The organism is Phragmitibacter flavus, assembly GCF_005780165.1.
Classification (GTDB): Bacteria; Verrucomicrobiota; Verrucomicrobiia; order Verrucomicrobiales; family Verrucomicrobiaceae; genus Phragmitibacter; species Phragmitibacter flavus.
This window is the reverse complement of record NZ_VAUV01000012.1, coordinates 83298-98043: the sequence shown is the minus strand read 5'-3', so window position 1 is coordinate 98043 and position 14746 is coordinate 83298. Positions and strand designations below refer to the sequence as shown.

Sequence of the window (14746 nt, the reverse complement as noted above, 5' to 3'; positions counted from 1 at the left end):
TGCCTCGTTGCGCACCCGGCCAAGCAAAAAAGATCGTCGTCGCTTCACATTGAAGCCGCCCGCTTGTCCCATTCACTCAGCGAACACGCACAGCCCTCCACTCCAGTGGCCATCCGCCCTGCCCGTTCCGTTCTTCACCTCTTCGTTTCACCCACCCTTTTCCCCGCAACTCACGTCTTATGTTCGATTGGATCATCCGCAAAATCATTGGCTCAAAAAACCAGCGCGCCGTCAAAAAACTCTGGCCCATCGTCAGCATCATCAACGGACACGAAGCCAAACTTCAGGAACTCTCCGAAGAAGCCCTCCGCGAACGCACCAAAGCCTGGCAGGATCGCTTCAGCGCTTTCCATGAACCCCAGTTTCTCGGCGGTGTCTGGCTCCGACTCGCCGAAGACAAGCAAGTCGATGAATGCCTCCGTGTTCTCGATGACAAGTTCACCCGCCTGAAGGAATTTTTCCCCGCCCTCGACCAAACCCTCGTCGCCGAATCCTCCTGGACCAGCGAACCCCTCGACCAAAAGAAAGACCGCATCACCCGCGCCCAGGCCGCCTACGAGGCCATCGCCCCCAAATTTACCAAAATCGAACAGGACATCCTCGCCGACATCCTCCCCGAAGTTTTCGCCGTCGTCAAAAACGCCGCCCGCCGCCTCTGCGGTCGCGAAGTCCTCGTCTGCGACCAGCCCCTCAAATGGGAAATGGTCCACTTCGATGTCCAGCTCATCGGCGGCACCGCCCTGCATCGCGGCATGATCGCCGAAATGGCCACTGGTGAAGGAAAAACTCTCGTCGGCACCCTCCCCGTCTTCCTCAACGCCCTCACTGGTCGCGGCGTTCACGTCGTCACCGTCAACGACTACCTCGCACGACGCGACTCTGAATGGATGGGCACCCTCTACAAATTCCTCGGCCTCACCGTCGGCTGCCTGCAAAACGATCAGCCCCCTGAAATCCGCCGCGGCCAATATGCCTGCGACATCACCTACGGCACCAACAGCGAGTTCGGCTTCGACTACCTCCGCGACAACGGCATGGCCCGCAGCAAGGAACACCAAGTTCAGCGCGGCCACTACTTCGCCATCATCGATGAAGTCGACTCCGTCCTCATCGACGAAGCCCGCACGCCGTTGATCATCAGCGGACCCGTCGCCTCCAGCACCCACCAGTTCGACCGCTACAAACCGCTCGTCGAACAGCTCGTGCGCCGTCAAAACGCCCTCTGCAACAACCTCATCACCGAAGCCAACAAGCACTTCGAAGCCGGTGAACTAGACCTTGCAGGCACCAAGCTCCTCCAGGTCCGACTCGGTCATCCCAAGAACCGCGGTTTCATGCGCGCCATGGAAGACCACGAAAAACGCAAGGCCATGCAGAAAACCGAGCTGTCTTTCTATCAGGACACTCAGAAAACCGCCCTCTTCGCCCTCAAGGAAGATCTTTACTACGTCATCGACGAAAAAACCCACGACGCCGATCTCAGTGAACTTGGCCGCCAGTATCTGAACCCTGACGATCCAGACGCCTTCGTCCTCCCCGACCTTGCCAGCCACTACGCCACCATCGACACCGACACGTCCCTCAACGACGCCCAAAAACAGGCCAAGAAAGACGAGCTTCAGGCCAAACTCGACACCCAGGGCCAGCGCATTCACAGCATCAACCAGCTCCTCCGCGCCTACTGCCTTTACGAAAAAGACGTCGAATACGTCGTCCGCGAAAACAAGGTGGTCATCGTCGATGAAAACACCGGTCGTGAAATGCCCGGTCGCCGTTGGTCCGACGGACTCCACCAGGCCGTCGAAGCCAAGGAAGGCGTGCATATCGATCAAGAGACCCAAACTCTCGCCACCATCACCATCCAAAACTACTTCCGCCTTTATCAAAAATTGGGCGGCATGACCGGCACCGCCGAAACCGACGCCGCCGAGTTCCACGACATCTACGGCCTCGACGTCCTCAGCATCCCCACCAACCGTCCGGTCAAGCGCATCGACCAAAACGACAACATCTTCAAAACCCGCCGTGAGAAATACCAGGCCGTCTTGAAACTCATCACCGAGCGTCACGCCCTCGGCCAGCCGATGCTCATCGGCACCGCCAGCGTCGACACTTCGGAGACCGTTTCCCGACTCCTCAAACTCCAGAAAATCCCCCACGCCGTCCTCAACGCCAAATACCATCGTCAAGAAGCCGAAATCGTCGCCCGCGCGGGCCAAAAGGGTGCCGTCACCGTCTCCACCAACATGGCAGGCCGCGGCACCGACATCAAACTCGGCGCAGGCGTTGCCGACCTCGGTGGTCTCTTCGTTCTCGGCACCGAACGCCACGAATCCCGTCGCGTCGACCGCCAGCTGCGCGGACGTTGCGCCCGTCAAGGCGACCCCGGCGAAAGTAAATTCTTCATCAGCTTCGAAGACGACCTCATGCGCAACTTCGGCGCTGCCGAACGCATGACCAAAATCATGGAACGTTTCGGCATGGAAGAGGGCCAGGAACTCGAACATCCCTGGCTCAACCGCTCCGTCGAAACCGCCCAGAAACGCGTCGAACAACGCAACTACCTCAGCCGCAAACACGTCCTCGAATACGACGACGTCATGAACCAGCAACGCGAGGTCGTCTACACCTTCCGCAACGAAGTCCTCGACAGCCCCGACCCACGCCTCATCCTTGACGAAGTCGTCGAAAAAACGCTCCCCGACCGCGTCGAAGAGTTCATGCCCCGTCAAGGCGGCGATGACGTCGAAGCCAACCATCAAGCGCTTCTCAACTGGCTCAACACCACCTTCCCCCTTGGCCTCACCGCCCAGGAAGCCGCCTTCGAAACCCGCGACTTCGACGCCAACGTCGCGTTCATCCTCGAACGCATCAAACGCGCCTACGACCTCAAAACCACCGGCGTTCTTCCCCAACTTCTCCAGGAAAGCGAGCGCATCATTCTCCTCGAAGCCATCGACGACCTCTGGCAGCAACATTTGTATGCCATCGACGGTCTGCGTGAAGGCATTCGTCTGCGTTCCTACGCCGAGAAAAACCCCTTGGTGGAATACAAAAAAGAAGCCTTCGCCATGTTCGAAGAGCTGATGGCCAACATCCACGGCAAAGTCCTCACCAACCTGTTCAGCAGCCACCAGCGTCTGCACATGTTCATGGAGCACATCCGTCAGAGCATGCTAAACGCCCGCCAGACCAGCGCCGAAAACCCCGGTCAGCCCCCGACCACGCGTCCCGCCGCCGTCGCCGAAAACCGCGAAGAGCCCAAACCCGCCGACGAAGGCCCACGCATCACCATTCCTTTGAAGCGCGAAGTTCAAAAGGTTGGCCGCAACGACCTCTGCCCCTGTGGCAGCGGCAAAAAATACAAATCCTGCTGCGGCCGCAACGCCTAAAAAACGTGACACAGGCTTTCAGCCTGTGGGTGGGACAGGCATTCTGCCTGTCCCGTCGGGTGCCGTAGTAACACGGACTTCCAGTCGGTGCGTATGACAGACATCCTGTCTGTCTTCCCGGTCGCGCGCCTCCAAATCCCAAACCCACTCACCAAAACTTGGACTGCGGTGGCAAGTGCTAGGACGCGACACCGCTTTCGCCACGTCCACCACTCACACCCCGCCCCATAAATCCTCCCAACCCCATCTCCAATCCAAAGCGGCGATGATCGCCGCACTCCAAAATCCCCAACAACCCTCTCGACAACCTCCCCCAATTTCTCCTAGAATCGGGAAAACAAACACCATGCCCATGACTGAACTCCTCGTATACGCTCCCGGACTTCGCGACGATGACAAGCTGATGCAGCTCAGTCACCAAATGGACATGCTATCCGCCCGCTACAAAGTCGACGCCCCGCATGACATGGTTTATTTCGAGATCGACGAACCCGAAAAAGCCAACCTCCGTCAATTCAACGACCTCTTCGAAAACATCGGCCTCCAACCCCGCTTCGTCGGCCAAATCCCCCCCGAACTAAAAAGCGGTTCTGACACGGACCGGTTGGTGTAAAACCCACCCACTGCCCACAATAGCATGCATTTGGAAGCGAAAGTCTTGATCGCTGAATGGGGCATGCTAGGACTCATCTGGCTTAAAAAGCTGACTGTAGTAGTTATATCTAGCCTGCTCTTCATTTATATTCCCTGTTACATTTACTCATCGCACCTTGAGGATGAGCAATGGCGTAATAGTAACGCTGAAAATTATCTTGCCGTTCTCGTGATGTTTTCGCTGGAACATCGGGCTGAATATCATGCGTGGCCAAACCTAAAAGTTAATACTGGGTTGCAACCCGGAAATGCAGAACCAATCAATGACTTTTCTTTTTTGAACACCGTTCCTAGAATTACCGATTTTTGGGGTAGCCCCTACCAATTTGTCGGCATCGTCGACGACCTTCCCCGCTTCTACTCCTTCGGCCCTGACGGCATCGACCAATCCGGATCACTCGATTCCGATGACATCGTAAGCTGGCAAAACGATTGATCACCCCACCGCTCCCTTGAAAAATCCATCCCGAGATCGCTACGCATTATGGCTTCTCGTGATTGTTCTCGCCTGCATTGTGCTATTCGTCATCGAATTCATCTTGCGCTCTTCGAGCACCACAGGTTCGGTCCCAATCATTCCGATTCCGGACAATAATGAAGAAAAACCTCCCAAATGCTCCATCACCAAAGAGAACCATTCCACAAAGGAGGACAACTTAAGTTCATTCGATTCCTCTTTAGAATCTTCAGTCTCAAAAATGGATGACACAAATGCGCACCCGACCATTCTTCCAACCAACACACGACTGCCCCACAAAAATACCTCCCCTAGCCAGTCCGATTCAACATCCATCGCAGTTATCGATAGCAAACGTCTGCTTGAAAAACTGCTGCCCTCAAACGCATCGCTCGATACTCGCGCACAAATCATTCAGAATATTCTGCAAGTTACTTCCGCTCTGGCTGCTTCGAAAGATATAGAGCTTGTCTTTGATACTTCGGGCGAGAGTCCGATCAATGTCCCAGTCGTTTTTAGTGGGCATGATTTGCCCGATCTGACCGATGAAGTTCATCACGAACTCACCAAGTGAAAGACCCGAACTGAGCGCGCCAACTCCTCACTCCACCCCCAGCAACGTCACCCGCTTCTCCTCACACAACCGGAAAATCTCCTCCTGCCCAAGCAGCAGCGTCATCCCTGCCTCCACCGCGATCACATCCACCCCCGCATCCGCCGCATTGCTGATCGTATCCGGCCCGATCACCGGCACATCAAAACGCATGTCCTGATTCGGCTTGCTCACCTTCACCATCGTCGCCCCGCCCTTGCCGAGCTTTCCCCCGCGCTTGATCGCCTCATTGGTCCCCTCAAAAGCCTCCACAGCCAGCACCGTGCCGTTCTTCACCACCACGGTCTGACCGATGTCCAGCTTGCTTGACGCCTTCGCGATCTCAAACCCATAAGCCGCGTCTTCTATCCGCCGACCCTTCACCTTCGGCCCCGCCACATGCCCCGCCTTCGGCATCGAATCCTCCAAAAACGTCGTCGCTGGTAACAACTCAATCCCGTCCTTCTTCAGCTCATCCGCAATCCCTCCAAACAACGTCTCCGCATTGCGACGCTTCAACTTCGCAATCATCATCAGCGTGCGTAAATCCGGCCTCAAATCAAAAAGATTCTTCGGCGCGATCTGACCCACCATCACCGCATGCCCCACGCCTTCCTTCTTAAAAAAGGAAATCATCTTCGAAAGCTGCCCCACCCGAAACCACGCATGCGCATCCACCGTGCTCATCAGTTCCGCCTTCGTCTCATCCTCAAACCCCGCCACCACCAGTTTGCGCACACCCGCCTTGCGTGCCGCCTCCACAAACATCTCCGGATAAATCCCGCTTCCCGCGATCAATGCAATCGTCTCCATATCTCCCCTAAATAAAGTCTCAGATCTTGAATTTCGGACACTGGCTCATGAACGCCACCGGATTGTCATACGCCACCTTCTGCACCATCTCCGGCGACCACCCCCGTTTTCCCATCTCCAGCATCGCCTTGCGCGCCGCCAGAGGATCGCTCACCCCCCAGTCGCATGCCGAGTTCATCCAGATCTGCTCCCCCTGACGGGCTTCCAGCATGTCCACCGCCCGCGGCGAGGTGCATTTGCTTTCCGGATACAACGTGATCCCCGCCCAAAACCCCTCGTCCAACACCAGATCAATCGTGTGCTCCTCCACATGATCAATGATCACCCTGCCCGGCTGAATCCCCGGGAAATTTTTGATCGCGTCCAGGATCAATTTGGTCCCCTTCAGCTTGTCTTCCAGATGCGGCGTATGCACCAGCACCAGCTGCCCATGATCCGCCGCGATCTGCAGATGTTTCTCCAGCACCAGCAACTCATTCCTGCTGTTCTTGTTCAGCCCAATCTCTCCAATCCCCAGCACATTTTCCTTCTGTAAAAACTCCGGGATCAACCCCATCACCTCATCTGCCAGCCCCACATCCTCCGCCTCCTTCGGATTGATGCACAACCATGAAAAATGCTTCAACCCAAACCTCGCCGCCCGCTTCGGTTCATACTCCGTGATCTGCCGGAAATAATCGTAAAAACCCTCCGCGCTTTTGCGATCAAACCCCGCCCAAAACGCCGGTTCGCAAATCGCCACACACCCCGCCAACGCCAGTTTTTCGTAGTCATCCGTCGTGCGGCTGACCATGTGCCCATGAGGTTCAATATATGCCATGAATCAATTCAGTTTAAATCTACCATCTAGTCCAACAACCGTTTTCCCACACCGCTTTCTGACATCTTTTGCGAAAGTGCGGCAAGAAACTGCGCAGGCGAATAAATCAACAACGACGACTCTCGAAAATCACCTTCGTTCCGTGTGACAATACAATCTGCCCCTGCGATGAGCGCCGAATAATGCAACACCGCATCCTCAAAATCCGCGAAAGAACTTTCCAGCGCCGAATCAATCACCGCCTTGTTCACAGGAGCTACCGTGCAAATCGACGTCAGATCTTTAATCCGCTCCACGGTTGCTTCTGCCCCAAGGTGCCGCCGTGTCAGATAAAAAACCGTCGTCACCGTGGTGGCACACACCCAAGCCACATAATCCCCTCGTTCCGCATGGTCAAGCACACGGGATGAATCCCCAAAGAACGGCGCACGTCCCGTCAGCACATCCACAATGACATTGGTGTCAATCAGAGCATTCACGAATGTTTGCGCTCCAAGTGGTCAATGTAGTCCTCCACGTCAGCATCTGGAATGCATCTGGCCAGGCGGCGAGTCCTCGGCGCAAGATCCTCGCCATCATCGTTCCCGGCAGCACCTTTGTTTGCAGCAAGAAAAGCAAAAAAATCCGACACCAGCTTGGAAACTGAAACGCGCCTCATGGCCGCTTCATTCTTGGCCGCCACGATTAATTCTTCAGGCACATGCAAAGTCAGCTTTGACATGACGTATAATTTTCCAAATTTCCACGTCTAGCAAGGAATTTCCAACCCGAATCACAGAGACCCTCTCTCATTTCGGCGGAACCGCCCCACAAGCCCCCTGCGTCGTTGCCTTCGCAATCGGCTCCGCCGACGCATCACTGAATGACAACAACACCTCCTTCGCCCGCGTCGCTTCCGCTTGCGACAATACCCCAATCGCCTCCTTCAACGCCACCACCCGAAAATCCTCCTCCTGACCCGCCCGCTGCACCCGATCCAGAAACGCCGCGACATCAATCAGCTTGCTGCGCGCGTCCATAAAACCAAGGTCAACCAGGTTCACTTCTCGAGGTGGAATCCATTCAGACATCAAACGTATTTAAAAAAACTTCAACTGCATGCACTTGCCATCCTCGCCCGGCAAGCCCTTTCTTCCTTAGAAATAAAACGATACGACATCCTCCATCGTATCGCTTATTTAGCCTCCCACCATGGATTCACCCGACCTCAATCCCGCCGAACTGCGCCGCTACGCTCGGCACCTCAACATGCCCGAATTCGGCTTGGAGGCCCAACAAAAACTGAAATCCTCCAAAATCCTCTGCATCGGAGCCGGTGGTCTCGGCTCCCCCATCGCCATGCACCTCGCCGCCGCTGGCATCGGCACCCTCGGCCTCGTTGATCCCGACGTCGTCGAGGAATCCAACCTCCAGCGCCAGCTTCTCCATGGCACCAAGGACCTAGGCCGCCCCAAACTCGACTCCGCCCGCGACCTACTCCACGACCTCAATCCCCACGTCGAAGTCATCACCCACTCCACCACCTTCACCGCATCGAACGCCATCGAACTCGCCCGCGACTACGACCTCATCATCGACGGCACCGACAACTTCCCGACCCGCTACCTCAGCAACGACATCGCCGTCTTCCTCAAAAAACCCAACATCTACGGCAGCATCCTGCGCTTCGAAGGCCAGTGCACCGTCTTCGCCCCTCATCTTGGCGGACCCTGCTACCGCTGCATGGCCCCCCATCCGCCCAAACCCGGACTGGTCCCCACCTGTGCCGAAGGTGGTGTCCTCGGAGTGATGCCCGGCCTCATCGGCACCATCCAGGCCACCGAAGCCATCAAACTCCTCACCGGCATCGGCCAGCCCCTTATCGGCAAACTCCTCCACGTCGACGCCCTCAGCATGAAGTTTCGCACCTTCCAGCTCCGGCGCGACCCCGAATGCCCCGTTTGCAGCGAACATCCCAGCATCACCGCCCCCATCGACTACGAACAATTCTGCGGACTCCCTAAAAGCGTCCCTTCCATCACCGTCCACGACCTCCATCAAAAACAGCAAACCCACGCCCCCCATTTCCTCCTCGACGTTCGCGAACCCGACGAATTCGCCACCGCCCGAATCCCCCACTCCACCCTCATTCCCCTAAAACAACTCCCCGACCGCCTCGACGAACTTCCCCGCGACCTTCCCATCATCGTCCACTGCAAAAGCGGCATGCGCAGCGCCCGCGCCGTCGACGAACTGCAACAAGGCGGTTTTCAAAACGTCGAAAACCTCACCGGCGGCATCCAAGCCTGGTCCAAAGAAATCGATCCCAGCGTGCCGACCTACTGATCCGCATTCAGCCAATCTGAAGTCCGACGACACGCCGGAACTTAATGGAAAGCCGACGTCACGTCGGCCAGACCCTCCCAATTGGACTACCGACGTGTCGTCGGTCGAAACCCAGTCGGACTGCCGACGTTTCGTCGGCCTTGGTATACTCAAAAACCTAACATCCCCTCACAACTCCACCCAATCCAACCCCCGCAGCACCTCATCAAATCCCAGCCCCGTCCCCTCGCGATCCACCTTCAACTCCCCGCCAAGCGACCCCAACCTCTCAAAAAACGCATCCCTCTCAAACAGATGCTCCGTGCATAACCCGCACCAATCCACCCGCGCTCCCAACTCCTTGAGCGCACACGCCGCCTCCCAGGCCGCAAAACTCTGACCGATGGCATGATCCATCGCCGAAGTCAGCACCACCGGCATCCCCTCCGGCAAGTCCGCCACCATCAACCGCCAGTCGCGCCTGCCCGGCTTCAACACGGCCACATCAAACCCCTCCACCGCCCCGCGCAACCCTTTGTCCAGCGCCAGCCTCACCCCCAACTCTTTCCGCACCAGCTCCCACCTCTCCGCTTCATACCCAAAAGGATCCTCCACAAAATCCACCGCTCCCTTCACCTCATTCCCCATCATCCCCCACCAAGTCAAAAACTCCCCCTCACTCAAACAAGAATTAAAATCCACCCTTGCCCTCACCCCCGGCGCGACCGTCACAAACTTCTCCAACCAATCCACCAACTCCTTCAGATCCCGCGTCCCTTTCGTCTTCACCGCCCGCCACCCTTCGCTCACCACCTTCTCCACCTGCCCATCAAAATCCCCATTTCCATCCCACGAGTAATGTGACACCGGCACCACCAACCCCTCAAACAAACTCACCCCTCTTCTCCTCGCCTCCCCATCCACCGACGCCATGCGCAGCGCCCGCTCAATCACCTTCGTCGTCCCGCCCGCCTTCAAAATCCGCAACTGTGCCTCCACTTCCTCATCCCCAAACTCCGGCCACGGATGCAAACATCCCACCCCGCCGTCTACCTCCACCAGCGCCCCGTCAAACGTCCTCCTCACCGACACCGCATTCAGTGACCCTCGCGACCTCAAAGCATATCGAAAAACCCTCATCCAATCTCCAATTACACCTTATAAATCGCCACCCAGCACCAAACCGCCGAAAACAACAACAGACTCGCCCCCGCCATTGCCAAAAACCGATTATACACTGCCGACGGCTCATTTGCCGCCACCCCACGATTGATCCGCTCCCCCAATATCAAAACCGGAATCGCCGGCAACGTCATCAACCAGCGCCAGTCCAACGCCCACCACCAGTAAATCCCCAGCAGCAGCGCCACCACATGCAGCCCCCAAATCTCCCACTTCGCAAAACTCTTCCCCAACCGCACCGCCAGCGTCCTTTTTCCCGACTGCGCATCCTCGACGACATCCCGCAAATTGTTGATCGCAATCAGCACCGTCGAAAGCAACCCGATCTGCAACCCCAGCACCACCGCCTCCACATGCCACTCCCCGCTCTGCACAAACGCTGATCCCGTCACCGCCACCAGCCCGAAAAACAGCACCACAAACAGCTCCCCCAAACCCCGATACGCCAGCGGCCACGGTCCTCCCGTATATCCGTAACAAAACCATAAAGACGGAATCCCAATCGCTAAAATCGGCCATCCCCGATACCACACCAGCGGCAGCGCCAGCAATACCGCCAACCCCAGCATCAACCCCGCTCCCCAAAGCACCGTCCGTGCCGGCACCAACCCCGACGCCGTGATCCGTTTCGGCCCCAACCTCTCGTCCGTATCGCTCCCCTTAAGCCCATCCACCGCATCATTAAAAAAATTCGTCGCCACCTGCAGGCACATGCAACTGCCCAACGTCGCCAACAGCAACCATTCACAAAACTCCCCGCCCAACTTCCATCCCAGCACCGACCCCGCCATCACCGGTGCCACCGCCGCCCCCAAAGTCTTGGGACGTGACGCAATCAACCAATGGGAAATAGAAACAGACATGCAGCCGTCCAGCATGCAAACGCCCTGCTCCCCGTCAACAGAAAGCGGTCCAGCCAACCAATATCAGCTCATGTTCCACGATTTACCTAGAGCCTGCGGCTCCACACGATTCATGTGCTGCCATCGACCACATCCCTCGTATCACAGGACAGGTAAGCCTACAAAATTCTGGCACTGATGCCGCGTTCGTCCGTTAATTCAGCGGGATAAAAGGCAATTCCAATCCCCGCCTTCAGATCAGCGACCGCAGTCAACGCTTCCAAAGCAAAGTGCTCCACATAGAATGGTCGAGCATCACCCACCTCGTAACCTGCGAAAAATTCACGCACTTCAGCCTCAGCCCACTCTTTCATCACGTGAGGCGGAGCGTGGCTAATCGTCTCACAGAGCCTTAGTATCGTAAGGTTGGCATCACTGCATGGAGTTGGATCAAAGTAGACATGCCACCGGTGCGTCTTACTGGCCAATCGATGGACAAAATGCCCTTGCGCTTCAAACCATGCCACGAAGGCATCACACCCGTGATTCGTTTTCAGCGTAACCTCGACGCTGATAAAGCGTGATTTTCGTGACAAAGATGACATGGCACCCCCCTAACCTAAACTCCGTCCCTCATTTCGCGATCCTCTGAATTTCTTCAAGCTTGCGCTTCAGTTCCTCGTTCTCCCTCCTCAGCACCTTCAATTCAATCTTCAGCTCTTCCATGCTTGCATCATTGAAAAACAAAATATCGCCGGGATTCGGATAAAACAAAATATCGCCGGGATTCGGATTCGAGTTGGAATTGGAATTCCAAAGCGTCGGGTGAAACTTCAAAACGGCTTTTGAGTCCACCTCCTTATCAATTATCTTGGGCTCACCTCTCGTTCGCCGTGGCACCAGATCCGTAAATCCCGGCGGGGTTACCTTCAACGCCTCGTCAACAATGTCTTGCGACGAGCCACCCGAAGGAATCAGCAATGGAATAAGCAGGGCTAAATATCGTTTTTTCATACCACTTTTAGGTTCTAACGGGTGAATGATTTCTTACATGGCTGGCCTCACCAAATCAGTGCCTCCCGGCTCCCACAATTCGATGTGATTGCCATCGGGATCACATAGATGGGCAAAACGTCCGTTCGGATAAATCGTCGTTTCCACCTCTACCGCAATTCCTGCCGCTCTCAACTGTGCCACCATCGCATCGAGATTACGGACCCTGAAATTGATCCTCCAAGAATACTCTGGTCCACCCATGCCCTGCGCATTTTGTGGCTCAGACGCAAACACCGTCGGCCCCGCATCCTGCCACCATGAACCATCTTCATATTCCCTACCCACCTTCCTGATACCCAAGTGCTGCTCATACCAATCATCCAGAATATCTGAACTTTTGCTGCGGAAGAAAAATCCCCCTATCCCTGTTACTTTCTCCATATCGTTCGCGGAGTTCCAATCAGCTATTTTTCCGCAACCCACTGCTCAAACACAGTCCAGTCGCTTGGTAAGGATCACTGTAGCAGACCGCTTGGCCCCGCATCAACTGAGTTTTTCCATCTTCGCGATCAATTCGACCCCATGAATGCGCATTCCAACTCAGGCTCCGACCAATCCAATCGCGATCGTCCCCATCCAAATCCCTTCTGGAAGCCCACATCATACCCTACAACCTGACACCTTGCCTCTACATCCCTCTTGCCCTGACTTTGGCTGATCAATCCGACATCCTAATTCATCTCGTCGGCTTCTCCAAATGCCACGGCGTCGACTGCTCATAGGCATGCGCCACCTGAATCAGCGTCGACTCATCCAGAGCCCGCCCAATCAACTGCAAGCCCACGGACAGGCGTGCACCGCCCTCTTCCACCAATCCACACGGCAGGCTCAACGCCGGCAATCCGGCGAGGTTGGGAGGAATGGTAAACAAATCTGCCAGATACATCGACAACGGATCATCCTTCAACGCCCCAAGCTTGAAGGGCAACTCCGGCGTTGTCGGTGAAACGATAAAATCCACCTTCTTGAACGCCTGGGTGAAATCTTCGCGAATCAGTGCCCGCGCACGTTGCGCTTTCACATAATAGGCATCGTAATAACCCGAGCTCAGCACATAGGTGCCAAGCAAAATCCGCCGCTTCACCTCAGGACCAAATCCCTCGGCACGCGATGCCATGTAGTGCTCCAGCAAATCTCCCGAACCTTCGGCCCGATACCCATACCGCACCCCGTCAAAACGCGAAAGATTGGTCGAAGCCTCCGCCGGTGCGACGATGTAATAAGTCGCAATCGCCAGCTCGGTATGAGGCAGGGAAATCTCCTCAATCTCCACCCCAAGCTCCTCCAGCACTTTCACCGCTGCATCCACCGAAGCCCTCACTGCCGGATCGATCCCATCAATAAAGTATTCTTTCGGCAAACCTGCGCGCAACCCCTTCAAACTCTTCCCCAGCACCGCCGTAAAATCTGGCACCGGCTCGTCCAAAGACGTGCTGTCGCGCCCATCCTTGCCGCACAAGTGATTCAACAACAGCGCCGAATCCTCCACCGTTTTGGTCATGGGTCCGATCTGATCCAACGATGACGCAAATGCCACCAAACCATAACGCGAAACCCGTCCATAAGTTGGCTTGAGCCCCACGCATCCACAAAACGCCGCCGGTTGACGAATCGATCCTCCCGTATCCGAACCCAACGCCGCAATCGCCAGATGCGCGCCAACCGCTGCCGCCGATCCGCCACTTGATCCACCCGGAACCCGGCTCAGATCCCACGGATTGCGCGTCACCCCCAAAGCCGAGTTCTCCGTCGATGAACCCATCGCAAACTCATCCATGTTGGTGCGACCCAGCGGGATCACCCCGGCCGCCCGCAACTGCTCCATGCATCCTGCGTCATACGGAGCCACATAGCCCCCGGCCAGCATCTTCGATCCACAAGAACACGGATCACCTTTCACATTGATGTTGTCCTTTACCGCCACCGGCACACCGCCAAGCGGCAAACTCAAATCCGCCTTCTCCGCCAGCTTCACCGCGGCTTCTTCATCAAAAGCCAGGTAGGCCCCCACCTCTTCACCTCTCGAACGCACTTCAGCCGCCAGCTCACGAACCACTTCGCCAGGAGAAATTTCCCGGCTCACCAACAAACGACGCAAACCGGCTACAGATTGATCAACAATAGACACAAGAAACAAAAAACAGGGTTAAACAAAAAGTCCGAAAACAACCTTCAATAAATCACGCATCCTCCACCGAACGGTTCACCAAAAACTGTCCCGCTGCTTTCCGCGGCGCATTTAATAAGGCCTCCTCAGCAGTGAATCCCGACCGCGCCACGTCCTCACGCCACACATCAAAAACCGGCATCGCATGGGCCATCGGCTCCACTTCACCCAAATCATAGGCCTCCAATGTTGCCATGTAATCGATGACCTTGCCCAACTGCCCTTGATACTCAGCAACTTCAGACGAGGAAAGCTGCAAACGCGCCAGTTTGGCGGCGTGTTGGATGTCGATCGATTGCTGTGCCATGGCCCGCCAATTGAGAGTCGCGCCGCAGAAAGTCAAGCCCGCCACGCCCAAACCGTTCGTCCTGACGGCTCTATCGAACATTCAGACAAAATTTTTTGCTCGCTTCTGCCCACTCGGTTGTCATAAAAATGGTGTTCGACCTAATAAATCGATTTCTCGA

At 56.0% G+C, this 14746-nt stretch carries 17 protein-coding genes; 5 read left to right on the top strand and 12 right to left on the bottom strand.

The genetic code is table 11. The annotated features are described in order from the left end of the window. Positions 1-179: 179 nt before the first annotated feature. From secA to FEM03_RS16705, 4 genes are all read left to right on the top strand, one after another. Entirely contained in the window at positions 180-3392 is a 3213-nt protein-coding gene (secA, locus tag FEM03_RS16720) for a preprotein translocase subunit SecA (RefSeq protein WP_138087432.1), read from the top strand. Between the two features lie 346 nt (positions 3393-3738). Beyond that, positions 3739-4005, top strand: coding sequence for a hypothetical protein (locus FEM03_RS16715; protein ID WP_138087431.1), 267 nt, complete (start codon positions 3739-3741; stop codon positions 4003-4005). A gap of 24 nt (positions 4006-4029) precedes the next feature. Continuing rightward, complete coding sequence (locus tag FEM03_RS16710; RefSeq protein WP_138087430.1) at positions 4030-4482, top strand: hypothetical protein; 453 nt, start codon at positions 4030-4032, stop codon at positions 4480-4482. A 16-nt stretch (positions 4483-4498) separates the two neighbouring features. Then, positions 4499-5077 carry a hypothetical protein gene (locus tag FEM03_RS16705; protein WP_138087429.1) on the top strand — a complete coding sequence of 193 codons (579 nt, stop codon included), beginning with the start codon at positions 4499-4501 and terminating at the stop codon, positions 5075-5077. A 27-nt stretch (positions 5078-5104) separates the two neighbouring features. Here FEM03_RS16705 and FEM03_RS16700 read toward each other — a convergent pair whose 3' ends face one another. The 5 genes from FEM03_RS16700 to FEM03_RS16680 form a co-directional block, all read right to left on the bottom strand. Continuing rightward, complete coding sequence (locus FEM03_RS16700; RefSeq protein WP_138087428.1) at positions 5105-5908, bottom strand: LpxI family protein; 804 nt, start codon at positions 5906-5908, stop codon at positions 5105-5107. 19 nt (positions 5909-5927) lie between these two features. Beyond that, on the bottom strand, positions 5928-6728 hold the full coding sequence (locus FEM03_RS16695; protein WP_138087427.1) for a TatD family hydrolase: 801 nt from the start codon (positions 6726-6728) through the stop codon (positions 5928-5930). Positions 6729-6754: 26 nt separating this feature from the next. Then, positions 6755-7207 carry a PIN domain-containing protein gene (locus FEM03_RS16690; protein ID WP_138087426.1) on the bottom strand — a complete coding sequence of 151 codons (453 nt, stop codon included), beginning with the start codon at positions 7205-7207 and terminating at the stop codon, positions 6755-6757. Then, the gene (locus FEM03_RS16685; RefSeq protein ID WP_138087425.1) at positions 7204-7449 is read right to left on the bottom strand and encodes a DUF6364 family protein; all 246 of its coding nucleotides are present in this window, start codon (positions 7447-7449) and stop codon (positions 7204-7206) included. The genes FEM03_RS16690 and FEM03_RS16685 overlap by 4 nt, the downstream gene beginning before the upstream one ends. Positions 7450-7516: 67 nt before the next feature. Beyond that, positions 7517-7747 (bottom strand): hypothetical protein, encoded by a 231-nt coding sequence (locus tag FEM03_RS16680; RefSeq protein WP_240772816.1) that lies wholly within the window; start codon positions 7745-7747, stop codon positions 7517-7519. A gap of 172 nt (positions 7748-7919) precedes the next feature. Here FEM03_RS16680 and moeB point away from each other — a divergent pair, with 172 nt between their 5' ends. Further along, on the top strand, positions 7920-9053 hold the full coding sequence (gene moeB, locus FEM03_RS16675) for a molybdopterin-synthase adenylyltransferase MoeB (protein ID WP_138087423.1): 1134 nt from the start codon (positions 7920-7922) through the stop codon (positions 9051-9053). 168 nt (positions 9054-9221) lie between these two features. Here moeB and FEM03_RS16670 read toward each other — a convergent pair whose 3' ends face one another. From FEM03_RS16670 to gatC, 7 genes are all read right to left on the bottom strand, one after another. Further along, entirely contained in the window at positions 9222-10172 is a 951-nt protein-coding gene (locus FEM03_RS16670; protein ID WP_138087422.1) for a hypothetical protein, read from the bottom strand. Between the two features lie 11 nt (positions 10173-10183). Beyond that, positions 10184-11077, bottom strand: coding sequence for a 1,4-dihydroxy-2-naphthoate octaprenyltransferase (gene menA / locus FEM03_RS16665; protein WP_166442925.1), 894 nt, complete (start codon positions 11075-11077; stop codon positions 10184-10186). Positions 11078-11235: 158 nt separating this feature from the next. Then, on the bottom strand, positions 11236-11661 hold the full coding sequence (locus FEM03_RS16660; RefSeq protein WP_138087420.1) for a hypothetical protein: 426 nt from the start codon (positions 11659-11661) through the stop codon (positions 11236-11238). 28 nt (positions 11662-11689) lie between these two features. Further along, positions 11690-12070, bottom strand: coding sequence for a hypothetical protein (locus FEM03_RS16655; RefSeq protein WP_138087419.1), 381 nt, complete (start codon positions 12068-12070; stop codon positions 11690-11692). Between the two features lie 33 nt (positions 12071-12103). Further along, entirely contained in the window at positions 12104-12493 is a 390-nt protein-coding gene (locus FEM03_RS16650; RefSeq protein ID WP_138087418.1) for a VOC family protein, read from the bottom strand. Positions 12494-12788: 295 nt separating this feature from the next. Beyond that, the gene (gene gatA / locus FEM03_RS16645) at positions 12789-14240 is read right to left on the bottom strand and encodes an Asp-tRNA(Asn)/Glu-tRNA(Gln) amidotransferase subunit GatA (protein ID WP_138087417.1); all 1452 of its coding nucleotides are present in this window, start codon (positions 14238-14240) and stop codon (positions 12789-12791) included. A 52-nt stretch (positions 14241-14292) separates the two neighbouring features. Further along, positions 14293-14586 carry an Asp-tRNA(Asn)/Glu-tRNA(Gln) amidotransferase subunit GatC gene (gatC, locus tag FEM03_RS16640; protein ID WP_166442924.1) on the bottom strand — a complete coding sequence of 98 codons (294 nt, stop codon included), beginning with the start codon at positions 14584-14586 and terminating at the stop codon, positions 14293-14295. Positions 14587-14746: the final 160 nt, after the last annotated feature.